Genomic DNA, 26971 nt, shown 5'->3' with positions numbered 1-26971 from the left:
CGCGCGGGCGACCCGCGACCACGCAGATCTTCGAGGGCGAACCTGGTCGTTCACGCAGTACGCTCGCGGCATGCACGACCCGCGCCGCTCCTTCCGTTCGTTCGCCGCCGTCGCCGTCACTTCCGTGGCCGCGTCGTGCGCGGTCGGCACGCACGACCCGGCGCTCACGCCGCCCACGCGCCCCAACATCGTGTTCCTCTTCAGCGACGACCACGCGTCGCACGCGATCGGGGCGTACGCACGCGATCCCGACATGCCCTTCGGCCAGTGGCTCGCGGGCGTGGACACGACGCCGAACATCGACGCACTCGCGGAGCGTGGCATGCGCTTCCGACGCAGCTACTGCACGAACGCGATCTGCGGGCCGAGCCGTGCCGTCATCCTCACGGGCAAGCACAGCCACGTGAACGGCTTCATGGACAACGGTGACCGTTTCGACGGCGACCAGAGCACGTTCCCCAAGCTGTTGCGAAAGGCCGGCTATCGCACGGCGATGATCGGCAAGTGGCACTTGAGTTCGGATCCCCAGGGCTTCGACCACTGGGACGTGCTGCCGGGCCAGGGCGACTACTACAACCCGGAGTTCATCAGCGCCGAGGGCCGGCGTCGTGTCGAAGGTCACTGCACCGACGTTGTGACGGACCTCGCGCTCGACTGGCTCGACGCGCAGAAGGACAGCAACGAGCCGTTCCTGCTCATGTGCCAGCACAAGGCGCCGCACCGCACGTGGATGCCGGCGGCACGCCACCTGGAGCTGTGGGCCGACGAGGACCTGCCCGAGCCGCCGACGTTGTTCGACGACTACGCGAACCGTGCGCCGGGCGCGCTGCACCAGGAGATGACGATTCGCGACCACATGTACCCGCTCTACGACCTCTTCGTCACGCCGCGCGCGGGCGAGGAGGCGGAGCAGGGCGACGCGCTGGACGCCAGCGGATTCCGCAACCTCGAACGCATGACGCCGGAGCAGCGCGCGGCCTGGGACGCGCACTACGAGCCGCGCAACGACGCCTTCCTCGCAGCGAACCTCACGGGCGACGACCTGGTGCGTTGGAAGGCGCAGCGCTACCTGAAGAACTACCTGCGCTGCGTGCGCGGCGTGGACGAGAGCGTCGGTCGCGTGGTCGCCTGGCTCGAGGAGAACGACCTGGCCGAGAACACGATCGTCGTCTACGCGTCGGACCAGGGCTTCTACCTCGGCGACCACGGCTGGTACGACAAGCGTTGGATGTACGAGGAGTCGTTCGCGATGCCGCTGATCGTGCACTGGCCGGGGGTGACCGACGCTGGCGCCGTGGACGACCACCTGGTGCAGAACCTCGACTACGCGGCGACGTTCCTGGATCTCGCGGGGGTGGCGGTGCCGAACGGTGTGCAGGGTCGCTCGCTGGTGCCGCTCCTGCGCGGCGCGGCGCCTGCCGATTGGCGCGACGCGATCTACTACCACTACTACGCCTATCCGAGCGTGCACATGGTCCCGCGCCACCACGGCGTACGCACCGCGGACTGGAAGCTCGTCCACTACTATCCGTTCGACGAGTGGGAACTGTTCGACCTCGCGAACGACCCCGACGAGCAGATGAATCTGTACGCGGATCCGGCGCACGCGGAGCAGCGCCGTGCGTTGGAGCGCCGGCTCCGAGAGTTGCAGGCCGAGTACGGCGACGAGACCGTCACGGGTGTGGTGCCCGAATGGGTCGAGCAGTACCGCTAGCCTCGCGCGATCGGCTCGCTGGGCCAGTAGGATCGAGCCATGCCCCACCAGCACCACACGATCGACTACATCGAGCTCGCCGTCACCGACATGGCAGCGACGCAAGACTTCTATTCGAGCGCGTTCGGCTGGGCGTTCACCGACTACGGGCCCGAGTACGCGGGGATCCAGCGTCCTGGCGGCGCGGGCGAAGTCGGCGGTCTACGACTCGCGGAGTGCGTCACCACCGGCGGCCCGCTCGTGATCCTCTACTCGGACGACATCGTCGCGTCCGAACGAGCCGTCCGCGACGCGGGCGGAACGATCGTCGTCGAGACCTTCGACTTCCCCGGTGGACGCCGCTTCCAGTTCCGCGACCCCTCCGGCAATGAGCTGGCGGTCTGGTCGCCGCCGCTCACCTAGCCCGCCGATCCGGTCCGCTCGGCGACGAGGATCCGTTCCTCGTCCACGACGACCGCGAGCAGGAGCGTGCGCAGCCCGGCGTAGTCGCCGGGAGCGAAGCGGTCGGAGGCGATGACGAGTTCCCGATCGATCACGAGCACGCCGTCCGGACCGACCTCGGCGACCGAGGTGTAGCGGCCGGCCGCCGTCTCCAACTCGACGCGCTCGGGAACGTCACCGTGCACGAACCCTTCGGGCAGCACGATCTCCGTGCGCCAGTGCGTGTGCGACGCCATGACGAGCGCGGGATAGCGCCGCTCGCGCGTGGTGAGCATCTCGCGGACGAGTTGTGCGTTCACGAAGTCGATCCCGGACGGAACCATGTAGTGGAGCGTCGTTCCGATAAGCACGGGCACGTCCGTTCGCCATTCACCCGAGCACACGAGAGGCCGCGACAGGTCGGCGACATCGGTCGAAGTCAATTCACCGACGCCGCCACGCGGATCCGCAGCGAGCAGGTGATCGGCCACCACTTCGAGATCCGGTGAGGCGGACAGTTGCTCGCGGAAGAGCCCCGCCGCCCGACCCGTGAGTTCCATCGACGTGGTGCCGCGGAAGATGCCGTCGGTGCCGAGCTCGGCGCGCTGGCGAACCGTGTAGCGATTCTCTTCGGAGCGACCGGCCGGCGTGCGCGCGAGCCGCCCCGCTTCCCCCGCCACCACGACCTGCTTGTCGGAGAGGTGCACGGGCAACTCACCCAGTTCGAGGTAGCGGTCGGTGGGATTCGACCACGTATCGAAGTCCGGCAGGTACGCGAGGCAGTGATCGAACTGGAGCGGCGTCGGCAACTCGTAGGGCACGAAGCTGCGATCGTTGTTCACCAGGACCGGCTCGACGGCGATGCCGCGCGCGCGCAACAAGGACGCGAACAGGACGACCAGGTCCTTGCAGTCGCCGTAGCGGTTCTCGAGCACCTCGCTGGCGCGGTGCGGCACCCAGCCGTCCATCGGGTGCAGGTAGACGACGACGTAGTGGACGTTCGCACACATCCATTCGTGGACGAGCCGCGCGGCTTCCAGGCCTCGAGCGTCCCCGACGACCTCTTCGGCCACCGCGGCGATCTCGGGCGTAACTTCGACCCGATCGGCGAACGCGGCGTGGAACGCAGCCCCGACGCTCTCCCAACTCTCCGACGTCGTCGCCTGGAAGCGCGGCACGACGTCGCGCGCGGCGACCATGGCGCGCTCGGCGCGTTGGCGTTCGTAGCCGGTCAACGTCGCCGTGATCGTCCGGAGGTCGCCGTCGCTCGACTCGGCCACTTCGAACCCGTCGTCCGCCGCCCAGCGCAACGGCACGTCCGTGTGGTGGGTGATCGCGATCCGTGACTCGACCACGTCGATCGCGAACGGCGGCTTCCAGACGTAGTCGAAGCCGAGTGTGGACGGTGCGGTCTGGGTGAAACGCCACTCGACGTGCGTGGTCGCGCCGACGACGACCCTTGGGAAGAGCACGGTCCGCGTGAGCCCGGCGATGAACTCCGGCGCGCCACGTTCGCTGGCCGCCGGACGATCGAAGACGTGCTCCTGGCCGACTCGGTGGACTTCACCGTCGGGCGTCGTGACCCAGGCATCGAGCAGCTCGAGTTCCTGCACGCTCGGATCGAACGAGAGCGAAGCGACTTCGACGATGTCGATCCCGTCCGGCGCCGTGGCGGTGCGCTCCAGCACGAGTCGCCCCTCGAACGTCGAGTCCTCGGCGATCGTCACGTCGAGAGCGCGCCGCTCGATGCGGTAGCCGCGCGCGACGAGGTCCGTGTCGGCACCGGGATGCTCCGACGAAACGAGGATCCCCGCGATCCCGCCGACGACCGCGACGACGAGTCCGACAGGCAGCATCACGATCGACATCAGCAGACGACATCCGACCAGGCCCGAGGCCAGAAGACAGATGAGCAAGGTCCGGGCGGATCGGATGGGCATGACTGGTGAGCGGTCGGGGACGGTGGTGCGGCGGGAGAGTAGCAGACGGTCGGACGCCGCCGAACCGCCGCATCCGCGTCCGCGTCGCTCAGAACGTCAGGCCAACGCCGACATAGCCGACGACGCCCTCGAGCGCTTCGTCGGACGTGCCGATGTCGATGTCGTCGAGCGTGCGCTCGTACGCCACCTTGAAGTCGAGGAAGAGGTGGTCCGAGATGTCGACGAGCGCGCCGACGCCGAGCGCCCAGCCCGCGTAGTCGACCTCGTCGAAGCCGGTCTCGAGCCCGAATCCGTAGCGCAGGTCGGCGGCCACGTACGGATGCACGAACGCGATCTCGAGGAAGCGGCGTCGCAGTCCGACGGCGACCTCGTTGGACGACTCGTTCTCGAACTCGCGTCGATCGACGCTGGCGGTCACGTCGAGGATCGGCGTCATGATCGCGGCTTGCAGGCCATAGGCCGAAACGTCGACGTTCTCCTCGGCGAAGCCGGCGCCGGACTGGCTGATCTCCGTGTCGTCGTAGGCCATGGCGCGCGCCTCGAGAGACACGACGCCCTCCGACATCGACTGGCAGGAGACGAGCGCGAGCGGAAGAAGAGCAGTCGGCAGAAGGTTGATTCGCATGGTCGCGGGGGGGGGTCGGGGTGATCGCTGCCGCGCACGCGGGTGAGGGGCGGCGCGGCATTCGGGTCGCGCCCCAGTCTAGGAGCACGCGACGCTTCTGTGGTGGTACACACCCATGATCCAGGAGAGTCCCGAGTGAACAACCTCCCTGGACGCCACAGCTAGGCCAACGATCCAGCGCCAAGCACCTGCTGTGGCACTTCGCGCTGGATCGTGGCCTTGCGCGGTCCGCACGTGCTCACACGTGGGGGCACTCGGCTCTCGACGGGCCGAGGCGAGCACCTTGCAGGGCTCCTGACCTTCATACGGTGTCGCACACCGGGCGACGAATCTTCTACCGGTGTGCGACACCGTATGGTCGAGATCCCCCGAGGAAGTACCGCACACGATGCGCGCCACTCCAACGGCGGGCGTCGAGAGCGGCATTGCACACATGGCATTTCGCTCACGGCGTCGCACACCGGGCGACGAAACTGCGAACGGCGTGCGACACCGTAGGGAGCGCCCCTCACGCTGGCACGCGAGGTCGCGCTCCGATCCGCAGCGGCGGACCGTCCGGACGGCCTGCTCGAGGACGACCCCACTGCCGGGAGGTCCCCCGCGCTGGTACCCGCCGCGGGCCCGCCGGGGACCGAGCGGGCCGCGGTTCGGGCCCGTCGCCGCGCCCCCCGACGATCCCGAGATTCGTTTCGAAGTGCGGCGACGAACCTGGTTCAGTACGCCGCATGAGTAGCGACACACTCGTCCTGCGCCGCCCCGACGACTGGCACGTGCACCTGCGCGACGGAGCCATGCTCGCGGCGGTCCTGCCGCACACCGCGCGCCAGTTCGCGCGCGCCATCGTCATGCCGAACCTGGCCCCGCCGGTCACCACGACCGCCGCGGCCCGGGCCTATCGCGAACGCATCCTCTCCGCCCTGCCCCCCGGCGCCGACTTCCAGCCGCTGATGACGGCGTACCTGACCGACGACTCGGACCCCGCCGACCTCGAGGCGGGCTTTCGCGCCGGCGTGTTCACAGCGTGCAAGCTGTACCCGGCCAACGCGACCACGAACTCGGCGCACGGCGTCACGTCGATCGCCCGCATCACGCGGGTGCTCGAGACCCTGCAGCGGATCGGCATGCCGCTGTTGATCCACGGCGAAGCGACCGCCGCCGAGATCGACGTCTACGACCGCGAAGCCGTGTTCATCGAGTCGACCCTCGCACCGCTGGTCGCCGCGTTCCCGCATCTGCCTGTGGTCCTGGAGCACATCACGAGCGCCGAAGCCGTGGACTTCGTCGGCGCAACGGGCCCGCGCCTCGCCGCCACGATCACGCCGCACCACCTGGAGATCAACCGCACGGACATGTTCGCCGGCGGGATCCGGCCGCACCTGTACTGCCTGCCGATCGCCAAGCGCGAGCGTCACCGCCAGGCGCTGCGCCGCGCGGCCGTCTCCGGCAATCCGAAGTTCTTCCTCGGCACCGACTCGGCGCCGCACACGATCGGCGCCAAGGAGTCCGACTGCGGCTGCGCGGGCATCTTCAACGCACCGTTCGCGCTGGAGGTCTACGCGCGGGTGTTCGACGAAGAGGGAGCGCTCGACAAGTTGGAGGGTTTCGCCTCCGAGTTCGGTCCGCGTTTCTACGGGCTGCCGGTCAACGAAGGGCGCGTGCAGCTGCGCCGGAGCGAAACGCTCGTGCCCGAGTCGGTGGTGGCGGGCGACGCGGTGCTGCGGCCCTTCCGCTCCGGCCAGACTCTCCCCTGGCGCTTCGAAGGTTCGGTGTGACGCGCGCGCCGCTGGTCGCCCCGGACGCCGAGGGCATCGCGCGGGCCGTCGCGGCGCTGGACGCGGGACGAGCGGTGGGCATGCCGACCGAGACCGTGTACGGGCTCGCCGCCGACGCCACCGATGCCCGGGCCGTGGCCGAGATCTACGCCGCGAAGGGCCGGCCGCGCTTCAACCCGCTGATCGCGCACGTCGCGTCCGTCGACGCCGCGCGGATCGAGGGCCAGTTGGACGAACGGGCGCTCGCTCTCGCCGCGGCGTTCTGGCCCGGTCCGTTGACGCTGGTCGTGCCGGTCGCACCCGGCGGTGCGGTCTGCGAGTTGGCGCGCGCGGGTCTGGACACGATCGGCCTGCGCGTGCCGTCCCATCCGGCGGCTCTGCGACTGCTCCAAGCCGTTGCGCGGCCACTCGCGGCGCCGTCCGCCAACCCGTCCGGGCGACTCAGTCCGACGTGCGCGGCCGACGTGGCCGACGAACTTGGCGAGGGGGTCGCGTTGGTGCTGGACGGTGGTCCGTCGAACGTCGGCATCGAGTCCACCATCGTCGCGGCGCTGCCCGGCGAGCCCTTGCGGCTGCTGCGGCCCGGGGCGATCGCGCGGGCGGAGATCGAGGTTCTCGTCGGAGCGTTGAGCGCGGCGCACGACGGCGCGGTGCGTGCGCCGGGACAGCTCGCGTCGCACTACGCTCCGCAGGCGCGGCTGCGGCTGGACGCGACGGCTGCCGAGCCGGGCGAGGTCCTGCTCGCGTTCGGTCCCGACGCGCCGGCGGGCGCCGCGAACCTGTCGGCGAGCGGCGACCCGGTGGAGGCTGCGGCGCGGCTCTATGCGCTGCTCCGCCAACTCGATGCGACGGGTGCCGCAGCCATCGCGGTGGCGCCCATCCCCGACATCGGCCTGGGCGAAGCCATCAACGACCGCCTGCGACGTGCGGCCGCACCCCGCTGACCCAACACGGTGTCGTGGACCGCATGCGCGAGCACAGCTGCGTACGATCGCCGCCATGCCGCACCAGCACCACACGATCGACTACATCGAGATCGCCGTCACCGACATGGCCGCCGCCCAACGCTTCTACGCGGGCGCATTCGGTTGGGCGTTCACCGACTACGGGCCGGGGTACGCGGGGATCCAGCGCCCGGGTGGCGACGGCGAGGTTGGTGGCCTGCGGCTCGACGAGACCGTCACCACCGGCGGCCCGCTCGTGATCCTCTACTCGGACGACATCGCGGCGTCCGAGCACGCCGTGCGCGCGGCGGGCGGGACCATCGCCGTCGAGACCTTCGACTTCCCCGGCGGACGACGCTTCCACTTCCGCGACCCCTCCGGCAACGAGCTCGCGGTCTGGTCGCCACCGAGCGCGTAGTTCAGCGAACTCGGTGTCGCACCGGGGACGCCGATCGGCGCGCGGAGTCGTCCCGGAGCACTCCTCGCCCTGCGGATTCCCGATGGGCGGCGGTCGTTCTCCGGCCGAAGTGCTCCGGCCCGTTCGGCGCGCCATGCGGCACCCGACGCGCGGTCCCTACGCCCGCCGAGCGACCTCGAGCGCCACCGCTACCGCGCGCGCCAGGTCTCGAGCGCCGCACGCGCGGACTCGGCCCGTTCCTCGTCGCCCGTCGTCGCGTACAGCTCGACCAGCGCCCCGAGGCACTCCTCGTAGGGCAGCAGCTGCGAATGCATGACCGAACCGAGCATGGCCTCCATGCCCGCGCGGCCGGCGACCAGCAGCGGCTCCGCCTCGTCGGCCCGTCCGAGCGCGAGCTGCGCCATCCCCAAGTGCACACGCGCCACGTGGGCACCCCAGGAGGCCAGGCCCGCGGCATCGATGGCCTCCACCATCTCGACCAGCATCGCCTCGGCGTCGGCGGCTTCCCCGACCCGCAGCAGCGCGGCCGCGGAGTCACCGAGCACGATCAACAGGGCGCCGCTCCCCGGCGCGTAGACCTCGCGCGCCGCCCTCACCCGCGCGTGCGCGAGCGACGTCGCCCGCTCGACCTCGCCCGCCAACCCGTAGGTCACGAGCAGCGCCTGCTCGACCACCCCCGACATCTGGGGATCGTCGTCGAGCGGCCAGGCCTCCTCGAGCAGTGGAACGGCCTCGGCCGCGCGCCCCGCGTCGCGCAGGTTCACGCCCAGGTTCATCGCCGCCATCAGCAGGCGCGGATCGTCGGGCTCGAGCGTCGCACGGTGCCGCGCCAGCAGCTCCTCGAAGAGCGGCACCGACCGATCCAGACGGCCCGTACGCCAGGCCAGCACCGCCGCGTTCCCGAACGCATCGGCCACCTCCCGCCCATCACCGGGCGCGAGCTCCGGTTCGAGGACGCGGTACAGCTCGACGGCCTCGGCGTAGAGCTCGTACGCCTTGTCGAAGCGCCCCGTCACGTCGCGCTGGCTCGCGAGGAACGTGAGCGCCCGCGCCATCGCCTGTTCCGGCTCCTCGAGAACGCGGCGGTAGATCGCGACACACGCCTCGAGCTCTGGACCGACCTCGTCGTAGCGTCGCTGCCGAGCGAGTGCCGAGGCGACGAAGTTGTGGGCGCGCGCGGTGTCCCGGTGACCGCTCGGATACACGGCCCGGTACATCTCGAGCGCCTCGCGAAAGTACGGCTCCGACTCGGCGGTCGCCCCCAACTCCAGGAGCTTGGAACCGAAGTTCGTCAGGCACTGGGCGGTCGCCGGATGCGGACCCGAGTAGATCGCCCGATACATCGCGAGCGACGCGTCGTACAGATCCAGGGCCGAATCCGTGTTCCCGATCGCAGCCCGCGCGGACGCGAGCGACTCCATGAACAAGGCGACGCGAGGATCGTCGCCCTCCTCGAAGAGACGTAGCTCGTCGAGCGCCCGTGCGAGCATGGGTTCCGCCTCGCCCGCCAGGCCCTCCTCCACCAGAGCGATGCCGAGGTTGTGACGGAGGATCGCGATCTGGAACCGCTCCTGGCGCTCGCTGTCCTCGGCCTCGAGCCGCGCGAGCAGCTCGCGGTAGATGTCGATCGCCTCGGTGCGCCTGCCCTGCGCCGAGCGCAGAGCCGCCAAGTGGTTCAGCACGACGGGCCGCGCGAGACCGTGCTCATCATCGAGCCGGCGATCGATCTCGACGGCCTCCTCGAGCAGCGGTGCCGCTTCGGTGAGGCGCCCCAGATCGCGCAGCATCGCTCCCAGGCTCGCCTGGGCGAGGACCAGGGCCCTGTCGTCGCCGACCGCCAACGTGCGGCGGAGGTCGCGCGCACGCACGAGCAGCGGCAACGCGTCCTGCGCGCGCCCGTTGCGATCGAGGATCTCCGCGACCGTGCCGAGCAGCTGGGCCTCGGTCTCGGGATCGTCAGAGAAACGCCCTTCGTCGATCTCGGCGACCGCGATGTCCATCGCTTCGAGCACGGTCATGTCCTCGTGCCCACCGTCGAGCGCACTGCTGCGGCGCAGGGTCTCGGTGACGAACGTGGTCACCGTCTCCGCGCGCTTCCGAGCGCGCACTTCTTCCGCGGCGGCCGCTTCCGCGCGCTCGGCTTCGGCGATCGCGCGCTGTTCGTTCTCGCGCGCGACGCGCTCGGCCGTCGCGGCGGCTTCGGCCGAACGGGTCGCGCGCTCCGCCGCCTCGTCCGCGCGATCGCGTTCGTCGAGCGCCCACACCAGGCCGAGGCTCGTGCCGACGACTCCGGTCACGAGCAGGAACGCGATGGCCGCCAGCGCCGCGACGGTCTTCCTGCGCCGCTGCACGAACTTGCGCCAGCGGTACATGGCACTCGGTGGCGCGGCTTCGACCGGCTCGTTCGCCAGGTAGCGCTCGATGTCGTCGGCCAGCGCGCTGGCGGTCTCGTAGCGCCGTTCGCGGTCCTTCTCGATCGCGCGCATGACGACCCAGTCGAGCTCGCCGCGCAGGTGCTGGCTGAGGGTCGCCGCATCGACTAGCCGCGTGCCTGCGATCGTCGTCGCCGTGTCGCCCAGGCTCGAGACGCGCGTCGACGGCAGGGCCGGGTCCACCTCGCGGATCTGGCGCAGGAGTTCGTCGTAGCCGGACTGCAGCGCCTCGCGCACGTCGAACGTCTTGGTGCCGGTGAGCAGCTCGTACAGCAGCACGCCGAGCGAGTACACGTCCGCGCGCGTGTCGATGTCGAGCCCGCCGCCACCGGCCTGCTCGGGCGCCATGTATTCCGGCGTGCCGACGATCTGGCCGAGCTCGGTGGCGAGCGTCGCTTCGGTCAACTCGGCGCTGGTGGCCTTGGCGATGCCGAAGTCGATGACCTTGGGCGTCGGGCCGTCGTCCCCCGTCGACACGAGCACGTTCGACGGCTTGATGTCCCGGTGGATGATGCCCTTCTGGTGCGCGTGCTGGATCGCCTCGCAGACCTTGGCGAACAGAAGGAGTCGCGCGCGCAGATCGAGGCGGTGCTCGTCGCAGAACTGCGTGATCGGCACGCCGTCGACGAGCTCCATCACGAAGTACGGCCGCCCCGTCGCCGTCGCGCCGCCGTCCAGCACTTTCGCGATGCACGGGTGGTCCATCAACGCCAACGCCTGCCGCTCGGCCTCGAAGCGCACGACCACCTCGCGCGTGTCCATGCCGAGTTTGATGATCTTGAGCGCGACGCGGCGTTTGACCGGCTCCGACTGTTCGGCGAGCCAGACCGTGCCCATGCCGCCTTCGCCGACCTGCTCGACCAGGGTGTAGCGGTCGATGACGTGGCCGGCGCCCTCGCCCGGCGCGGCGTGACTCGGAGCGGCCTCGGAGGGAGCGGCGTCGGGGGCTTCGTCGTCGAGCATGGGGGGGTGCCTCCGTGGAGTCGGAGGACACCACCCTAGCGGACGGCGGGCGTCCCGAGCCGAGCCGACCCACGGTCGCTCGCCAACGTGGAGCCACCGCTGTGAACCGGTGCCACTCAGCGTGACCGGCGGCGATTCCGAGGTCGCACCCTCGAAGTCCCGCGGCCGAGGTGCCAAGGTCCGTCCCCCCTCCGCTCGAACCAGCAGACCCACGACCTCACTCCGCCCCATGGACCTCTTCGAAGCCATTTCCTCCCGCCGCGCCATCAAGCACTACGACCCCGAGCACCGCATGACGGACGCCGAGGTCGAGAAGCTGATCCAGACCGCGATGCAGTCGCCCACGTCGTTCAACATCCAGCACTGGCGCTTCGTCGTCGTGCGCGACCCGAAGCTGCGCCAGGAGATCCGCGCCGTCGGCAACGACCAGGCCCAGATTACCGATGCATCGCTCCTGATCGTGATGACGGCCGACGTGGACGCCTGGAAGAAGGAGCCGCAGCGCTACTGGCGCAACGCGCCGGAGCCCGTCGCCGATCTGCTGGTCAACTGGATGGGCCCGTTCCACGAAGGCAAGCCGCAGCTGCAGCGCGACGAGGCTCAGCGCTCGATCGGCATGGCGATGCAGACGATCATGCTGGCGGCGCGCGGCATGGGCTACGACTCGTGCCCGATGATCGGCTTCGATCACGAGGCCGTCGCGAAGCTGATCAACCTGCCCGCGGACCACTGCATGGGCCCGATGATCGCCGTCGGGAAGAAGACCCAGGACAGTTGGCCGAAGCCGGGGCAGCTGTCGCTCGACGAGGTCATGGTGACCGACCGCTTCCCGAGCTGATCTTCGAACGGTGATGCACACCGGTCGGAGATTCTCCGACCGGCGTGCGGCACCGAACGAAGAACGAGCGTCGCCGAAGGAGCTAGGAGGCGCTGGATTCTTGTGAGGTGCTTTGCCGCGGGGAGTCTTCGACCGGTGTGTGGCACCGTATGGCGCTAGGATCGCGGCATGGCGTCCCAGCGATTCGTGTGTCTGAGCGACACCCACAACCACCACCGCTCGTTGACGGTGCCGGACGGCGACGTGTTGGTGCACGCCGGCGACTTCACGATGAACGGCACGCGCGGCGAGGTCGAGGAGTTCGCCGACTGGCTCGAGGCCCTGCCGCACCCTCGGAAGGTGCTCGTCGCGGGCAACCACGATCGACTCTTCCAAGAGCGGCCGGACGAGGCGCGCGCGCTCGTGCACTTCGCCGACTACCTCGAGGACGGACCGCTCGAGTTCGACGGCCTGCGCCTGTGGGGCAGTCCGTGGCAGCCCGAGTTCGGTGGCTGGGCCTTCGGTCGCCCGGCCGGCGCGGCGATGGCAGATGTCTGGGACGCGGTCGAGGGCCGAGTCGACGTGCTCGTGACCCACGTGCCGCCCAGAGGGTCGATGGATCGCATCCACAACGGCGTCGACATCGGCTGCGCGGCCCTCACCGCCGCCCTGCCTCGGATCGCGCCCAAGCTGCACGTCTTCGGACACGTCCACGAGAGTCGCGGGACACGGACGAGCGACGGCCGACTGTCCGTCAACGCCGCGACCTGCGACCACCGCTACCGCAGGGCCCACGAGCCGATCGTGGTCGAGTGCACCGACGATCGCTTCGCCGTGGTGGAGTGACTCGCACGTCGCCGGCCGCCCACCCAGGACTCCCGACCACCCGCCCGCTGCCCCCTTTGCTATCGTCCGCGCCGAGCGATGGAGAACCCCGAATCCAGCCCCGACCCGAGCCACCCGAGCCGTCCGTGCTCACTGCTGGTGGCGGACATCGTGAGCAGCACGGCGCTGTACGAGCGCCTCGGCGACAAGCGCGCGCGCGCCATGGTGGCGAGTGGTCTGGAACTGATGTCGCTCGCGGTGCGCCTGGCTGGTGGGCGGGTCGTCAAGACCATGGGCGACGGACTCCTGGCGTGCTTCGAAGGTGTCGGTGCGGCCAAGGCCGGGCTGGGTATGCTCGAGCGCATCTACGACGAGCCGGTCGACATCCGAGTGGGCGTCCACGTCGGCGACGTGATCGAGGTCGACGGCGACATCTTCGGCGACGCGGTCAACACCGTCGCACGCATCGCGTCGATCGCCCGCGCGAACGAGATCTTGATCTCGCGCCCGCTGTGGGAGCAGATCCCCGCCGAACTCCAAGAGCTGGCGCGCCCCGTTCCGCACGTGTCGGTCAAGGGCAAGCGCGAGCCGCTCGAGCTGTACTCGGTGCTCGGCCACGGTTCCGCGGAGGTCGAGACCGGCATGACGATGATGGTCACCGCCGAGCGCCCCTCCTCGGTTCGCACGCGCACGATCCGCCTCGCCCACCTCGGCCGGATGCTCGAACTGGCCGGCGAGGGCGCCGTGAAGATCGGACGCTCCCTCGAGTGCGACATCCCGATCGCGCACCACGAAGCATCGCGCCTGCACGCCCGCGTGTTCTACCGCCGCCCCGACTTCCTGATCGAGGACACGAGCACGAACGGCACCTACCTGGTTCCCGACAACGGTCGGCCGGTGCACCTCTCGCGGCGCGAAACGGTGCTGCTCGGAAAGGGACGGCTCTATCCGGGCGCGAACCCAGGTTCCGACGACGCGGTCTGGATCGAGTTCGAAGTCGGCTAGCGCGAGCCGGCTCCAGTGCGCCCCAGCTGTTCCAGTTGGAGTTCCTGCAGCAGCAGTTCCTCCAATCGCGCGGGTGTCGAATCACCCTCGGCGGCGCGCTCGACGGCGAGTCGCACGCTCTTCAGCGCGCCGGCCACGTCCCCTTCGCTAGGGCGGCTCACCGCCTGCGTGAGGAAGCCTTCACTGCGCGTCGGTGCGGCCTGGACCATGCGGTCGGCGGCGATCCGCAGGAGGCGCGAGTCCTCGAGCAACACCGCGACGTCCGCCGTCAGTCGCCAGGCCTCGAAGTCGCGCGCGCCGGCCTCGGACTCGGTCAGCGCGGTCAGGATGCGACGCGCCTCGACGGGTTGACGCACCTGCACGTGGCAGAGCGCGTGCATCCGCTGGAGGTCGGGATGGCGCTCGTAGTAGAGCTGATTCTCGAGGTGCCCGACCGTGCGCAAGGCGTCGTCGAACTGCTTCCGCTTCCACCGGCCGAGTGCAGGTGGCCGTTCTCCCTCCCCACCCCGGGCTGCGCCGGCCCGGCCATCGACGCCTCGGAGCGCTCCTCGGGCGCTCCGTTGGCCGCGGCCCCGGCCCTCCCGCCCCAAATGGCGCTCCCAGAAACGTTTGTGCCCGCCCCACCCCTTTACTTGTTGCAACAACTAAATACAGCTCCCATCCTTCGTGCGTCACCGACGTCGGGCATCACTACCCGGCGTCCGCCCGAACCAGGGCCCTCAACGGTCGATCCCGGCCGCCGCCGACCCATGAATCCTGCCACCACCTCCCGCCGCACCTTCTGCCGAGCGGCCGTCGCCAGCCTCGCGCTGCCCGCGGCCGCTCTCTCGAGCTGCACCGGACCTGCCACCGACGACCCGAGCGACCTTTCCTCCGACCCGACCATGACGACGCGCCCTGCCACTCCCGACGTCCTCACCATCCGCCGCGCCCACGAACGCGGTCACGCGAACCACGGCTGGCTCGACGCGAACCACACCTTCTCGTTCGCGAGCTACCGCGACCCTAGGTGGACGCACTTCGGCCCGCTGCGCGTCATCAACCAGGACCGCGTCCAGCCGCGCCAGGGCTTCGGCACCCACGGGCACGAGGACATGGAGATCGTCACGTACGTCCTGGACGGCGTGCTCGAGCACAAGGACTCGATGGGCAACGGTTCGCAGATGCGCCACGGCGAGGTCCAACTGATGTCGGCCGGCACCGGCGTCACGCACAGCGAGTTCAACGCCGGCGACGACGAGCTGCACCTTCTGCAGATGTGGGTCTTCCCGGCCGAGAACGGGTACACGCCGCGCTACGAGCAGAAGAAGTTCGACGCGAGCGAACGCCGCGGCCAGCTGCGCCTGGTGGTGTCGCCCGACGGCGTCGACGGATCGCTGACGATCGGCCAGGACGTGCGCCTGTTCGCCGGTGAATTCACGAATGGCGAGCGCACCGACTTCCAGCTGGCCGAGGGCCGCTCGGCCTGGATCCACGTGGCGCGCGGCACCGTGCGGATCAATGGCCAGGAGCTGAGCGGTGGCGACGGCGCCGCCGTGGATGCCGGCGCCGCCCTCGAGATCGAAGGCGTGGACGGCGGAGAATTGGTCATGTGGGACCTGGTCGCCTGAGCCGCCAGGGCCCATGAGCCGAGGAGAACGGCACCCGGACGCACCGCGACCGGCAGGCCGAACACCCGTGCGGCGGGGAGTTCCGGGGGGGGCTCCTCGCCGCATCTTCGTGGGTGGCTCCTCGGGTTGGCGCAACAGCAGCTCCGCTCGCTGGGTCCCTCCGACCGCGGGCTGGCGCAGCGCTGCGGCGATCACCACGATCGCGGCCATGACGCACCACATCACGGTGTTCGCGGCCTCCGCGGACGGAGTCCACGCCGAGTACCTCGAGGCCGCCCGCGCGCTCGGACGCGGCATCGCCGAGCGCGGTTGGACGCTGACCTGGGGCGGCGGCCGGAACGGCCTGATGGGCGCGGTGTCGAGTGCGGCGCGCGCGGCGGGCGGCGAGGTGCGCGGCGTCATCCTCGACCGCTTCGTCCACATGGGCGTGCAGTGCGAAGCGACGCTCGACATGGAGGTCGTCGCCGACATGCGCGCGCGCAAGGCCGGTCTCGACATGAAGTGCGACGCGATCGTGGCGCTGCCCGGCGGACTCGGAACCCTGGACGAAGTGGCGGAGATGCTGTGCTTCAAACAGCTGGGCATCCACGCGAAGCCGATCGTGCTGGTCGACACGCGCGGCTACTGGAGCCCGCTCCTGGCGACGCTCGAGCACGCCGTCCAGGAGGGCTTCGTGCGCGAGGGACTGAGCGGCGCGGTCGTGGTCGCCGCGACGCCGCACGAGGCGCTGGCCGAGATCGAGCGAGCGTTCGACGCCGCGGCCGGCGCCAGTGGGTCGCGCTGACTCCCGCCGCCCCACGCGGAGCGGTCGACGGGCTACGCTGGCCGCGACGCGCGCCGTCGAGCATCCCGCTCGCAGCGAGCGACGCGTCGCACGAGGAACGAACCGATGCGAACACGAACATGGATGCCGGCGTTCGCGCTCCTGGCCCTCGCGGCCACGGGAGCGACGGCGCAGTCGAAAGGAACGGACGCGGACTTCTCACGGGAAGGCGACCGCAGCGCGAAGGACGCGCTCGAAGGACGGACGGCTCCGGCCCTCGCGGTCGAGAACTGGCTCAACGCGGGCGGGGAGGACGGCACCGCGCCGCTCGATCTGACCGAACTGCGCGGCAAGGTGGTCGTGCTCGATTTCTGGGGCACCTGGTGAGGCCCGTGTCGAGCGGGCGTCCCGAAGCTGAAGGACTTCAGCGGGCGCTACGCGGACCAGGGTCTGGTCCTCATCGGTGTGCACACGACGAACGGCGGCGAGAAGATGGCGGACTTCGTCCGTGAGCAGGAGATCGGCTATCCGGTCGCGATCGACGTGGCGAACGCGACCAAGTCCGCGTACGCCGTGGACTCCTACCCCGACTACTACCTGATCGATCGAGCGGGGAACCTGCGCTTCGCCGACCTCGCGAACGGCGAGCTCGAACGCGCGATCGAGTACCTCCTGGCCGAACCCGATCCGACGGCGATCCACCCGGCACTGGCGGAGGCGCACGCGACGGCGACCAGGAAGGACCAACGCATCCTCGCGATCGTCGGTGGCGCCGAAGCACGCGGAGGCTTCGACGCGCTCGCCAAGGGGGATCGCGATCTCGGACGCTTCCTGTTCAACGAGTACGTGAACGCGAACGTCCTGCGGGCCGAGCACGCGGATCTCGTCGAGGCGCTCGGCGTTCCGACCGACGGCGCGCATCTGGTCGCGCTGACCTCCGCCGGTGACGTGCTCGGCAGCGTGGCTCTCGCCGGCCTCGACGGTGCCGGTCTGCGCCGCTTCGCCGAGGCGCATCGCGTGCCGGTGAAGGACGCGGAGGTGCTGTGGAGGACGGCGCTCGAACAGGCGACACGCGAGAACAAGCGCGTGCTCGTGCACCTCGGCGCGCCCTGGTGAGGCTGGTGCTTCAAGTTCCAGGAGTTCCTGGAACGCCCCGTCGTCGCGGAACTGATGGCCCGCGACTTCGTCCTCCTGAAGATCGACACCGAACGCCACACGCACGGCGCCGAAGTGGCGAAGAGACTGCGCGGTGATCGAACCGGCGGCATCCCGTGGTCCGTCGTGACCGATGCGACCGGCGGCGAACTGGTCGCCAGCGACGGCCCCGAGGGCAACATCGGCTGTCCGGTCTCGCCGGCCGAGTGCGCCTGGTTCGTCGAGATGGTGCGGCGCGGCGCGCAACGCCTCGAGGCGACCGACATCGCCCGGATCGCGGCGGAACTCGAGGAGCACGCGCGGCCGCTGCGGCGCTGAGCGAGCACCCGAACGCGGTGCCCGACGATCGGCCCCGCCCCGTGACCACGGTTCGAGCGACCACCGTCCGAGCGACCACCGTTCGCGAGGACGGTGCGTCGCCGGGCGCAGCCGACGCCGTCCGGCGACACGTCAGCGCCCGGAAGCGTCCGCGCCGTCGATCCACGCTTCGGCCGCTTCGACGAGGGCCGCGAGCCGTTCGCGCGCGGCGACGGTCGGCGCGGCGTCGATCCCGTAGATCCGTGCGAAACCGTCCACGACGTCGGACTGGAACTGCATCGCGGGTACGTGAGAGCCGACCTCTGCGTAGTAGGTCGCGAGCACCGCCCGCGCGCGGAGCGTGGCCGGACGATCGGCACCGAAGAGTCGTTCCGCCTCGTCGACGTACGCATCGGCGAGCGGCAGGTTCGCCGCGAAGTGCCCGAGGCGCGCGCGGATCAGCACCAATCGCTCGAGCGCCTCGAACGCCCAGATCGGGTCCGACTTGAGGTTCCTGGCGAAGATCGCGTGGGACTCGGTCGCCAGCTCCTCCGCGCGCTCGAGCCGACCGTCCAGCTCGTACCAACCACTCAGCCGCCCCATGGCGACGGCCGTGCGACTCGACGTGTCGCCGTACACCGACCGGTGCAACTCGAGCGCGCGCCCACCGTCGGCGAGCGCGGCGCGCATCCGACCGGTCCGCGCCGCGAGCTCCGCCCGCAGTTCGAGCGTCCTCATCATCGCGCGCGACTCGCCCCCGCCGCTCGCCACGACCTCGGGCAGGATCCGCGCCAGCAACTCTTCCGCGTCCTCGTACGCGCCGCCGAGGACCATGGCACTCGCGAGTTCGATCCGCAGGTCGAGCAACGTGGCGTCGCGCTCCTCGGCGTGCGGCGCGAAGTCGGCGATCGCGGTCTCGAGAATCTCTCGCGCGCGCTCGTGATCGCCGAAGTTCGCGTACGTCGCCGCGAAGACGCTGCGCAGTTCGACGTCGACCCACGGGTCGCGGGCCTCGCGTTCCACGATCGACCGTTCGGCCCGCTCGAGCACGCGCCGCAAGAGGCTCGTGTCGGCGCCGTCGACGCTGATCGGATCGACGGCCTGGAACATGTCCGTGATCAGGAACTTGGCTTCGAGCGCGCGCAGGTACTCGCGCTGGTAGCGGTCGCGCTGTTGCTCGGCCTCGTCCCGCGCCAGTTCGAGCTCGTCCACGAGCGCGAGCGCCGCATCCTTCGCTTCGCCCACCGACTCCGCGGCGCGTTCGGCCCTGTCCTGTTCGTCGAGCGCCCACGCGAGGCCCCAACCCGTACCGATCACGCCGACGACGAGCACGCCGAAGAGGGCGAGCGCGCCGATCACCTGGATCCGATTGCGCCGCACGAACTTGCTGACCAAGTAGGCGCGGCTCGGCGGCATCGCGACCACCGGGCGGTGGTCCAGGTGGTTGCGCACGTCCTGTGCCAGCGCCGCCGGCGTTTCGTAGCGACGCTCGCGGTCCTTCTCGAGCGCCTTCAGCACGATCCAGTCCAGATCGCCGCGCAGCTCGCTCTGCAACTGCATCGGCCCGACACGCCTCATGGACGCAACGAAGATGCCGCTGTCCCCCGCGCTCGCGATGCGGGTCGAAGGGCGCGTCGGTTCGGCCTCGCGGATGCGGCGCAACATCTCGTGGAAGCCCAGGTCCAGGAGCGCACCGCGCAGGTCGAACGGCTGCGCTCCGGTGAGCAGTTCGTAGAGCAGGACGCCCAACGAATACACGTCGACGCGCGTGTCGATGCCGCCGACGTCGACCCCGGTCTGCTCGGGCGCCATGTATTCGGGCGTCCCGATCATCTGCAGCTCGCCGGTCACCAGCGTGTGCTCGCTCAGGTCCGCCTCGAGCGCCTTCGCGATCCCGAAGTCGATGACCTTGGGCTCCGGGCCCGACTCCGTGCTCGTGACCAGGACGTTGCTGGGCTTCACGTCGCGGTGGACGACGCCCTTCGCGTGGGCGTGCTGGAGCGCCGCGCAGACCTTCGTGAACAACTCGAGCCGTTCGCGCACACCCAGCCGTTCGTCGTCGCAGTACTTCGTGATCGGCACGCCGTCGACGAACTCCATCACGAAGTACGGGCGGCCCGCCGCGGTCGCACCGCCGTCGTGGACCTTCGCGATGAAGGGGTGGTCCATCAGCGCGAGCGCCTGCCGTTCGGCCGCGAAGCGTCGCACGACCTCTTCGGTGTCCATTCCGAGCTTCAGGATCTTGAGCGCAACGTCGCGGCGGACCGGCTCGGTCTGCCGCGCGCGCCAGACGCTCCCGAACCCGCCGCTGCCGATCTGCTCGATCAGCGTGTAGCGGTCGATCCGATCGCCCGCGCTCTCCTGGGGACGGGCGTCCGGCTGGGAGGGCAGCGTGGCCGACTCGGAGTCGTGGGGGTCGCGCTCGTTCACGGGGCCATGGTCCGCAAGTCGCACGGCCCGACGCCAGGACCAAGAGGTGCCAACGCGGCGCCGAGCCCCGGCGTTCCCGTGGCATGCGACAACGAACCCAGACCCCGTGCACCGCGACGAGCTCCGGCGCGGTCCGACTCCTCGCCACGACCCTCGCCATCACCGGCCTCGCGACGCTCGGCGCAGGTCTCGCTCGCGGACCAGGTGGAGCGTCGCCAAAGGACACCCTCTCCGCGCCCGCTCCACCGCTCGACATCGCCGCCGTCGTGGCCGACTCACCCACCTGGATGCCGCTCACGCCGGTCGTCCCGACGAACGTGGCGACGACGCTCGCCGGCCCGGGCTCGGGGCCGACGACCGTTCGGGCCGTGAGCTGTCGACTCGAGACTCAGGATGAAGCGGTGCGCCTCGGCCGTCTCGCGGCGCGCGACCCCGCCGCCTACCGCGGACTCGAGAGCGGCGCGCCGCAGGCCCACCAGGCGCTGGTGCTGACCACGAACGAGGCGACGCGCTGGACGCCGCCGGGCCCGGGCCGACCGCCCGCGGACGTGGTCACGATCGATGGCGTGTCGTGGCGTCCGGCGGGCCGCAGCGAGACGTTGGTCATGGTCGCCGACGCCGACGGGGTCTGGACCTACGCCGAGGTCGGGCCCGCGGGCGACGTGCGTTCGTCCGGTCGGACCGACTCGTGCCTGAGCTGTCACGAAGGGGCGCCGTTCGGCGAGCTGTTCGGCGCAGCGTTCAGATAGCGGAGCCCGGCGCGTTCACGCTCCCGCGCGCCTCTCAGCGTTGGGCGCGCCAGGCGGCGAGGCGTCGATCGAGGTCGGGCTTCAGCATCGCGAACGTCGTCCAGGTGTCGGGGACGTGGTAGAGCGAGTCGTGGTCGCCGCCGACCAGGCCGATGTAGTCGTCCAAGTAGCCACCTCGATCCGAGCTGAAGTACGCAGCGGCGAATGCGTTGCCCTCGTCGCTCAGCGCGTCGTCCGTGAACTTGCCGTCGCACGCAGCCATGAGGAACGCGCCGGGCGTCGTGGATCCGGCGCGCAGTTCGGCCAGTTCAGCGGCCAACTCTTCCTGGAAGAACTCGCTCGCGAGCCCCGAGAGCAGCGCCCACGCGACGAACATGCCGATGTGCGTCGCTCCAGCCTCGTCGGGGAGATCGGTCGGGAAGTCGCCGCCGTAGTGCCACGAGGCGTCGTCGTGCTTCGTCATGGGGAAGCGGGTCGAACGGCGCTCAGCCCTTCGACTCGTCCTCGCCCGCGTCCTTCGCGAAGCCCTTGTAGGTGCGGCGCACCTCGTCCCAACCGGCGATCAGACTCTTCGCGATCGCCTGGGTCTCACGGGCGCCGGACTGGGCCGCCTCGGTGGCGGCGGTACGGGCCTTCTCGTAGGTCGGCTCGAAGGTGTGCTTCAGGTCGGCGACGGCATCGCGCAGCTCCATCTTGCCGAGGGAGGCCTTGACGCGCAGGTGGTCGACCTTGCCGCGCATGTCGTCGAGTTCGCGGCGGATACGGTCCAGGATGTCGTTGCTCATGGTGCTGTCTCTTGGACGCTCTGTCGCCTGATCGGGCGCCCTTCGAGTGACGGCGCTCGCGCGGGGGCGACGGTGTGCGACCGACGTCGGTCTTCGCGTCCGAGGCACGGTACCAAGATCGCGGCATCCGATGCGGTGCACCGCAATGTCGCTCAGGGCGAGCCGCTACCCAGAGTTCGGTACCGGCCGTACTGGCCCGGGCGCTCGGAGTTGGCGGCTCCGCGCCCGGGCGGCCGAGACGTGGCCGACCAGCTCGACGCCTGCGCTCCCCGAGCGCGAGTGCTCAGGGTGCGATTGGTCAGGGTGCGAAGATCGCGGTGCGGTGCACGACCACGTCGTCGAGCAGCGCGCGGTCGATCGCGACGGCGGCCACGCGGTAGGTGGCCGGCGGCGTCGGGAACGGCTGGATGCCGCCGAAGACCGTGGTCGCCGTCACGCTGAGGAAGGGGTCGGTCTCGGTCGACGGCCCGCTGGGCAGGAAGAGGAAGCCCGCGTACTCCGCGTCGACGCGCTCGACGGCGCTGATCGAGAAGGACGCCGTCTGCAGCGCGCCACCGCCGACGAGGATCACGGCCTCGTTCTGGAAGTCGAACAGCGAGGCGTCGAACGGCACCCGGAAGAGCCCGCGCCACACGAGCCGCATCTGCTTCTCCTCGGTGACGACGAGCGAGCCGTTCAAGAGGTCGTCCGCCGTCGGCCCGAAGCTCCCGCCCAGGCGACCGGCCGGCAGCGGGAGGTGCGGATCGAGCGCGACCTGGGGCAGGGGCACCGAGGTCGCGACGATCGGGACGCCGGCGGGCGCGGAGTCGAACGAGCTGGTGACGGCGGTCGTGGTGGCGGCGGCGACGGCGACGGTCGAGAGGGCGGCGGCGACGAGCGGGGCGAGGCGGAGGCGCATGGTCGAGCTCTGAAGCTTTGGATGGTGACGGCAGCGGTGGACGCTCGGACGGAGTGCGGGAGCGCGCGCCCACCGACGTGGGCGACCGGCGCGGGCGCGACCCGGGCGTCGGCGCTCACGGTACACCGGAGCGCGAGCGGCTGGCGTGGACGCGAGTCGCGCGCCCGGTCAGACTGCGCCGATGGACCTCGAGGCCTGGTTGACGATCGCCGCCGTGTGCGCGAGCGGCGCGGTGACGCCGGGGCCGAGCCTCGCGGTCGTGCTCAAGAACACCGTGTCGGGCGGGCGCGCGCGCGGCGTGGCGTGCGCGGTCGGGCACGGGCTCGGGGTCGGGATCTACGCGGCCGTGGCGGTGATCGGTCTGCGCGCGGTGGTCGCGTTCATCGAGCGGCCGGTGATGGTGGCCGGCGCCGCGTATCTCGTGTTCCTGGGCGTGCAGATCCTGCGCGCGGTGATGGTGAGCACGGCGGCACAGGGGGTGTCGGCGCCGCGAGCGGCGGCGGGTCCGGGTTCCGGCGGGACCGAGTCGGCACCGCTCACCGCTGGCGCGACCGACGCAGTGACCGACGCAGATGCGGCCGCGCTCGCCCACTCCCCCGTCGCCGATCCGGGCCGCGGCGGCTTTCGCGAGGGCTTCCTGATCGCGTTCCTCAACCCGAAGATCGCGGTCTTCTTCCTCGCCCTGCTGAGCAACCTCGTGCCGCCCGGCGCCGTGCTGGCCGAGCGCATCGGCGTGGCGAGCGTCGCCATGGTGATCGACACCCTGTGGTACGTGGTCGTCGCGCTGGTCCTGGCGGGAACGGGAGCCGCGGGCTGGCTGCGCAGGAACGGCGCGCTGGTCGACGCCGTGTTCGGCTTCGTGCTCGTCGGCCTGGGCGGATGGATGCTCGTGCGCGCCCTCGCCAGCTGATCGTCATACGGAGTCGCACACCGTGCGGAAACTCTGGGCAGGTATGGGCCGCACTCGTTTCGGCACAACCGCTCTCGAGAGCTCCAGAGCGGTATTCGGCGCCCGTCGAGTGCGGCACTTTCTTGCCCAGAGTTTCCGCACGGTGTGCGACTCCGTATGAAGACTCACGGCTCCTGGAAGCCGCCCAAGCGCCAGGTGAGCACGAGCGTGTCGCGGTGGCCGGCGCCGTTCGGCTCCAGAGGCTGGATCGGCGTCGTCTCGTGGATCGCGCGCGCGTCGTCGATCAACAGCGTCGTGCCGCGCTCGGTCATGGTGAAGCGCTGGCCGTTGGGGCCGTTCGCCTCGAACACGCGCGTCTCGCCGCCCACGATGCCCTCGCGAGCCATGAGGATCACGGCCACCTGATCGACGCCGTCGCGGTGCGCGCCCTCGGGCGTCGGGCGGCCGATGCCGTCGCCGGTGGTGATGCGGAACGCGTGCGCTTCGACGAACCATGGGCCGGTCGTGCCGCGCAACTCGCTGGCGCGCTCGGTCAGCGCCAACAGCAGCCGCGCCCACAGCGGATCGGCGACGAGCGCGGGAGCCAGCGGCTCGAACATGCGCTCGATGCCGCCGTGCAGCGCGTTGTAGTCGAGCGGTTGCCAGTGCGCGCGATGCTCGACCCCGCGCAGCTCCCCGCCCTCGACGACGAACGAACCGTGCCGCCGGAACCGGTAGGCGCCGCCGTCGCGCAGGTGCGCGTCGATCGGCAGGTCGCTCCAGAACGGCGCAAGAGCCGCGAGCGGATCGCTCGCGTCCGCCTCCCCCATCAGCGTGGCGAGCCCGCGCGGCGCGAGGACTGTGTAGCCGCGCTCGCGCAGGTGGGCGCCGGCGTGTTCGGGCTCGCCGTGGGGCGGAGTGAAGGGGGTGGGCATGGGGCGAGTGTAGGACTCGCGCGACAGCGCTCGACGATGATCCTGCTCGCGACCTCGACCGATTGGCTCGACCGACTACTTCGCCCGGTGGACCCGGCAGGACGCCGATCCGCCGAGGGAACGCGCGAGCCCGCGCCGACACTGACAGATGTCGATCGGAAACGTGTGGACGCTCCCGCGCCGCAGCCCCCCCCCTCGGCCACGAGTTGGTCGTCCACGTAGACTCGCTCCGCGCCGCTCGCTCCACCCCAAGCACGCACGACGCGGTTGCCGTGTGGGAAGACGAACCAAGCTCCGCGACGCAGCGAGATGCAGGATTCTGCGGGAAGGTCGGTCATCGATCGCGCTCGTCGAGAACAGCCTGATCGTCAAAGAGCGTCGGGACGCTCCTCAAGGTGGCGCCCACCCGAGGCGCCCTCGTCGCGCGCCCGTCCAGTTGCGATCGTTCCAGTGCTTGCGCCCGCAGCGTCGTGCGACGCACTGGCTCGAACGAGCGTGACGAGCGCGCCACCGAGTGCACCGAGCGCTGCTCCCAGGGCGGCGCCGAGGAACAGACCGACGGGGCCCATTCGAACGGCTCCGGCGAACGCGAACATCACTCCGAGGACCACGCCACCGACGAGCATCCGCCAGAGCAGCGCTTGGGCGTGCTCGACGAGCTGGATGCGCACTTCGCGCTGGATGGCTGGATCGCGCGGGAGATCGGCGTCGGGGTTGGTCATGGAAGCGGTCTTCGCTCGAGAGAACAGAAGCTAGGCCTCGAGCACCCGCCGCTTCTGTTCGTCGAACTCGGCTTCGGTCAGGGCGCCGCGCTCGCGCAGGTCGGCGAGGCGTTCGAGCTGAGTGACCCGGTCGTCGCCGCTCGCACGCTCGCTGCCGAGCGCCACGCGCGCTCGATTCACCGCGTCCACGAACGGCATGACGGTCTGCTTGACGACGTTCCGGATCTCCATGCGATCCGCACCGTCCCAGATCGCGATGCTGCCCAACACGAGTCCGGTCGAGTGCTCGATCGAGTTGATGCGCTCGAGCGGCATCTCGCGTTGTTTCAGCCCGTACACGAGCCCGCGGTTCAAGAGGACGACGCGCCGGTCCGTGCACACGATCAGCCACGTGTCGCCCGCCATCATGCCCGAGGTGATGCCGAGGACCGGCTCGTCGTCGAAGAGCACGTCGGGCAGGTGGCGGACTTCCTTCGTGGTGCCGAACGTGTCGGCGGAGGCGAGGGCGCGAATCTGTCGTAGAACGTCGTCGAGGGTCGGCATGGCGCTGGGCAGGAGCGTTCGCGAGTTGGGGACGCCTCATGCTACTCCCTCTGTGATGGTCGGGACGTTCGGTACGGCGTCAGGCACGAAACTGCCACCGGCCGCGCCGAGTCGCTGCGAATCGCAGCGACTTCGGCGGCCGGTGGCAGTTTCGTGCCTGACGCCGTACCGAACGTCCCGACCATCACCCCGCACGAAGGCGCCACCGCGCGCACAGCTCCTTCGCCGCCTCGGGCCAGGTCGGGTAGCGGAACTCGAAACCCTGTTCGACCAGCAATCCCGGCACGACGCGTCGGCTCTTCAGGATCAGCTCGGTCTCGGTGCGCATGAACACCGCGCCGATCTCGAGCATCCACGCCGTCGCCGGAAGCCCGATCGGCGCACCCCACGCACGCCGCAACTCGCGCATGAACGCGGCGTTGGGCAAGGGCTCGGGCGCGGCGAGGTTGATCGGCCCGACGATGTCCTCGTGCTCGACGATCCAATCGATGGCGCGCACGAAATCCGTCTCGTGGATCCACGAGACGTACTGCCGACCGTCGCCGCAGGTTCCGCCCAGACCGCGCCGCACCAGCGTCAGGAGCGTGGCGAAGATGCCGCCCGCGTCGGGGCTCATGGTCATCGCCGAACGCAGCGCGACCTTGCGCGTGCGCGGCGTGTCGGCGGCGTCGAGTTCGCGCTCCCAGGCGCGCGCCACGTCGATGCTGAAGTTCCAGGTGTCGGGCGCGCCAGGTTCGTCGCCGCCGATGATGCCGGTCGCCTCGTCGTTCGGCGCGTCGTAGCGGTGCGCGTAGATCGTGGCCGTGCTGGCCTGGAGCCACAGGGGCGGCGGCGCGGCAGCAGCGGCGATCGCTTCGCCGACGAGGCGCGTGGTCACGACGCGCGAATCCATGATCAGCCGCCGGTTCTCGGGCGTGTAGCGGCAGTTGACGCTGCGGCCCGCGAGGTTCACGACGAGGTCGGCGCCGTCGAACTCGGCAGCCCAATCTCCGTGGGTGGCGGCGTCCCACTGGACCGTGCGCCAGGGCGCCGGCGCGGGCCGACGACCGATCACGACGACGTCGTGGCCGCGGTCCGTGAACGCGCGCGCGAGCAACGTGCCGACCTGGCCACTGCCTCCGGGGATGATGATCTTCATGGTTGGTACGGCGTCAGGCACGAACCCGCCACCTGAAGTGCGGTGCCGCGCTCGCTGCGCCGCTTTCGGCGCGGAGGAGTGCCGCAGAAGGGAGCTACCGCGCGCCGGGCCCCGTCGTTGAGTAGGTGGGGCTGCGACTGACGATGGAATTGCTCCGGTACACGTCGGCGTGAGAATCGACT

General features: G+C 70.4%; 26 protein-coding genes and 1 pseudogene. 15 read left to right on the top strand and 12 right to left on the bottom strand.

Translation table 11 applies throughout. The features are described from left to right. Positions 1 to 70 precede the first annotated feature (70 nt). Both Pla163_RS01030 and Pla163_RS01025 read left to right on the top strand, forming a co-directional pair. Positions 71 to 1714, top strand: coding sequence for a sulfatase family protein (locus Pla163_RS01030; RefSeq protein ID WP_145182254.1), 1644 nt, complete (start codon positions 71 to 73; stop codon positions 1712 to 1714). Positions 1715 to 1753: 39 nt separating this feature from the next. Beyond that, the gene (locus tag Pla163_RS01025) at positions 1754 to 2116 is read left to right on the top strand and encodes a VOC family protein (RefSeq protein ID WP_145182251.1); all 363 of its coding nucleotides are present in this window, start codon (positions 1754 to 1756) and stop codon (positions 2114 to 2116) included. On the opposite strand, the gene Pla163_RS01020 is transcribed toward Pla163_RS01025, so the two are convergent. Further along, a complete protein-coding gene (locus Pla163_RS01020) occupies positions 2113 to 4074 on the bottom strand; it encodes a DUF3857 domain-containing protein (protein ID WP_145182248.1) in 1962 nt (653 codons plus the stop codon). The two genes, Pla163_RS01025 and Pla163_RS01020, sit on opposite strands and share 4 nt — an antisense overlap. A gap of 88 nt (positions 4075 to 4162) precedes the next feature. After that, complete coding sequence (locus tag Pla163_RS01015; protein WP_145182245.1) at positions 4163 to 4699, bottom strand: hypothetical protein; 537 nt, start codon at positions 4697 to 4699, stop codon at positions 4163 to 4165. A 725-nt stretch (positions 4700 to 5424) separates the two neighbouring features. Here Pla163_RS01015 and pyrC point away from each other — a divergent pair. The 3 genes from pyrC to Pla163_RS01000 are packed head-to-tail and all read left to right on the top strand — an operon-like array spanning position 5425 to position 7833. Beyond that, the gene (pyrC, locus tag Pla163_RS01010) at positions 5425 to 6471 is read left to right on the top strand and encodes a dihydroorotase (protein ID WP_145182242.1); all 1047 of its coding nucleotides are present in this window, start codon (positions 5425 to 5427) and stop codon (positions 6469 to 6471) included. Further along, positions 6468 to 7415 carry an L-threonylcarbamoyladenylate synthase gene (locus Pla163_RS01005; RefSeq protein WP_145182238.1) on the top strand — a complete coding sequence of 316 codons (948 nt, stop codon included), beginning with the start codon at positions 6468 to 6470 and terminating at the stop codon, positions 7413 to 7415. The genes pyrC and Pla163_RS01005 overlap by 4 nt, the downstream gene beginning before the upstream one ends. 55 nt (positions 7416 to 7470) lie before the next feature. Beyond that, entirely contained in the window at positions 7471 to 7833 is a 363-nt protein-coding gene (locus tag Pla163_RS01000; protein ID WP_145182235.1) for a VOC family protein, read from the top strand. Positions 7834 to 8021: 188 nt separating this feature from the next. Here Pla163_RS01000 and Pla163_RS00995 read toward each other — a convergent pair whose 3' ends face one another. Then, positions 8022 to 11228: a serine/threonine-protein kinase gene (locus tag Pla163_RS00995; protein ID WP_419186174.1), complete on the bottom strand. Its 3207-nt coding sequence runs from the start codon at positions 11226 to 11228 to the stop codon at positions 8022 to 8024. Between the two features lie 229 nt (positions 11229 to 11457). Between Pla163_RS00995 and Pla163_RS00990 the strand changes: the two genes are divergently transcribed. The 3 genes from Pla163_RS00990 (at position 11458) to Pla163_RS00980 (ending at position 13875) form a co-directional block, all read left to right on the top strand. Continuing rightward, positions 11458 to 12066 (top strand): nitroreductase family protein, encoded by a 609-nt coding sequence (locus Pla163_RS00990; RefSeq protein ID WP_145182229.1) that lies wholly within the window; start codon positions 11458 to 11460, stop codon positions 12064 to 12066. A 168-nt stretch (positions 12067 to 12234) separates the two neighbouring features. Next, positions 12235 to 12891 (top strand): metallophosphatase domain-containing protein, encoded by a 657-nt coding sequence (locus tag Pla163_RS00985; RefSeq protein ID WP_145182226.1) that lies wholly within the window; start codon positions 12235 to 12237, stop codon positions 12889 to 12891. 78 nt (positions 12892 to 12969) lie between these two features. Beyond that, positions 12970 to 13875, top strand: a complete 906-nt coding sequence (locus tag Pla163_RS00980; RefSeq protein WP_145182223.1) for an adenylate/guanylate cyclase domain-containing protein — start codon at positions 12970 to 12972, stop codon at positions 13873 to 13875. Here Pla163_RS00980 and Pla163_RS00975 read toward each other — a convergent pair. Further along, positions 13872 to 14318, bottom strand: coding sequence for a hypothetical protein (locus tag Pla163_RS00975; protein ID WP_145182220.1), 447 nt, complete (start codon positions 14316 to 14318; stop codon positions 13872 to 13874). The two genes, Pla163_RS00980 and Pla163_RS00975, sit on opposite strands and share 4 nt — an antisense overlap. Before the next feature lie 441 nt (positions 14319 to 14759). Between Pla163_RS00975 and Pla163_RS00970 the strand changes: the two genes are divergently transcribed. The 5 genes and pseudogenes from Pla163_RS00970 (at position 14760) to Pla163_RS00950 (ending at position 17721) form a co-directional block, all read left to right on the top strand. After that, positions 14760 to 15485 carry a pirin family protein gene (locus Pla163_RS00970; protein ID WP_145192276.1) on the top strand — a complete coding sequence of 242 codons (726 nt, stop codon included), beginning with the start codon at positions 14760 to 14762 and terminating at the stop codon, positions 15483 to 15485. Positions 15486 to 15693: 208 nt separating this feature from the next. Continuing rightward, a complete protein-coding gene (locus Pla163_RS00965) occupies positions 15694 to 16269 on the top strand; it encodes an LOG family protein (protein ID WP_419186173.1) in 576 nt (191 codons plus the stop codon). Between the two features lie 105 nt (positions 16270 to 16374). Beyond that, entirely contained in the window at positions 16375 to 16635 is a 261-nt protein-coding gene (locus Pla163_RS00960; RefSeq protein WP_145182213.1) for a TlpA family protein disulfide reductase, read from the top strand. Between the two features lie 12 nt (positions 16636 to 16647). Beyond that, positions 16648 to 17364, top strand: a pseudogene (locus tag Pla163_RS00955) (redoxin domain-containing protein); the annotation flags it as partial. A 54-nt stretch (positions 17365 to 17418) separates the two neighbouring features. Next, positions 17419 to 17721: a hypothetical protein gene (locus tag Pla163_RS00950; RefSeq protein WP_145182207.1), complete on the top strand. Its 303-nt coding sequence runs from the start codon at positions 17419 to 17421 to the stop codon at positions 17719 to 17721. Positions 17722 to 17853: 132 nt separating this feature from the next. Here Pla163_RS00950 and Pla163_RS00945 read toward each other — a convergent pair whose 3' ends face one another. After that, positions 17854 to 20130 (bottom strand): serine/threonine-protein kinase, encoded by a 2277-nt coding sequence (locus Pla163_RS00945; RefSeq protein WP_419186172.1) that lies wholly within the window; start codon positions 20128 to 20130, stop codon positions 17854 to 17856. An 83-nt stretch (positions 20131 to 20213) separates the two neighbouring features. Here Pla163_RS00945 and Pla163_RS00940 point away from each other — a divergent pair, with 83 nt between their 5' ends. Next, positions 20214 to 20879, top strand: coding sequence for a hypothetical protein (locus tag Pla163_RS00940; RefSeq protein WP_145182201.1), 666 nt, complete (start codon positions 20214 to 20216; stop codon positions 20877 to 20879). A 34-nt stretch (positions 20880 to 20913) separates the two neighbouring features. Here Pla163_RS00940 and Pla163_RS00935 read toward each other — a convergent pair whose 3' ends face one another. From Pla163_RS00935 to Pla163_RS00925, 3 genes are all read right to left on the bottom strand, one after another. After that, complete coding sequence (locus Pla163_RS00935; protein ID WP_145182198.1) at positions 20914 to 21342, bottom strand: DUF7832 domain-containing protein; 429 nt, start codon at positions 21340 to 21342, stop codon at positions 20914 to 20916. Positions 21343 to 21364: 22 nt separating this feature from the next. Continuing rightward, positions 21365 to 21664: a hypothetical protein gene (locus Pla163_RS00930; RefSeq protein ID WP_145182194.1), complete on the bottom strand. Its 300-nt coding sequence runs from the start codon at positions 21662 to 21664 to the stop codon at positions 21365 to 21367. Between the two features lie 298 nt (positions 21665 to 21962). Further along, positions 21963 to 22562 carry a hypothetical protein gene (locus Pla163_RS00925; protein WP_145182191.1) on the bottom strand — a complete coding sequence of 200 codons (600 nt, stop codon included), beginning with the start codon at positions 22560 to 22562 and terminating at the stop codon, positions 21963 to 21965. 181 nt (positions 22563 to 22743) lie between these two features. Between Pla163_RS00925 and Pla163_RS00920 the strand changes: the two genes are divergently transcribed. Further along, the gene (locus tag Pla163_RS00920) at positions 22744 to 23472 is read left to right on the top strand and encodes a LysE family translocator (protein WP_145182189.1); all 729 of its coding nucleotides are present in this window, start codon (positions 22744 to 22746) and stop codon (positions 23470 to 23472) included. A 164-nt stretch (positions 23473 to 23636) separates the two neighbouring features. Here the strand turns inward: Pla163_RS00920 and Pla163_RS00915 are convergent, their stop codons facing one another. The 4 genes from Pla163_RS00915 to Pla163_RS00900 form a co-directional block, all read right to left on the bottom strand. Continuing rightward, the gene (locus Pla163_RS00915; protein ID WP_145182186.1) at positions 23637 to 24386 is read right to left on the bottom strand and encodes a 2OG-Fe dioxygenase family protein; all 750 of its coding nucleotides are present in this window, start codon (positions 24384 to 24386) and stop codon (positions 23637 to 23639) included. A 368-nt stretch (positions 24387 to 24754) separates the two neighbouring features. Next, a complete protein-coding gene (locus Pla163_RS00910; protein ID WP_145182183.1) occupies positions 24755 to 25108 on the bottom strand; it encodes a hypothetical protein in 354 nt (117 codons plus the stop codon). Between the two features lie 30 nt (positions 25109 to 25138). Beyond that, positions 25139 to 25651, bottom strand: coding sequence for a PH domain-containing protein (locus tag Pla163_RS00905; protein ID WP_145182180.1), 513 nt, complete (start codon positions 25649 to 25651; stop codon positions 25139 to 25141). Between the two features lie 184 nt (positions 25652 to 25835). Beyond that, positions 25836 to 26789: a TIGR01777 family oxidoreductase gene (locus tag Pla163_RS00900; RefSeq protein WP_145182176.1), complete on the bottom strand. Its 954-nt coding sequence runs from the start codon at positions 26787 to 26789 to the stop codon at positions 25836 to 25838. Positions 26790 to 26971 lie beyond the last annotated feature (182 nt).

This window comes from Rohdeia mirabilis (assembly GCA_007750655.1).
GTDB lineage: Bacteria > Planctomycetota > UBA1135 > UBA1135.
The sequence above is the reverse complement of the archived record's forward strand: the minus strand, read 5'-3'. Positions and strand labels throughout refer to the sequence as shown.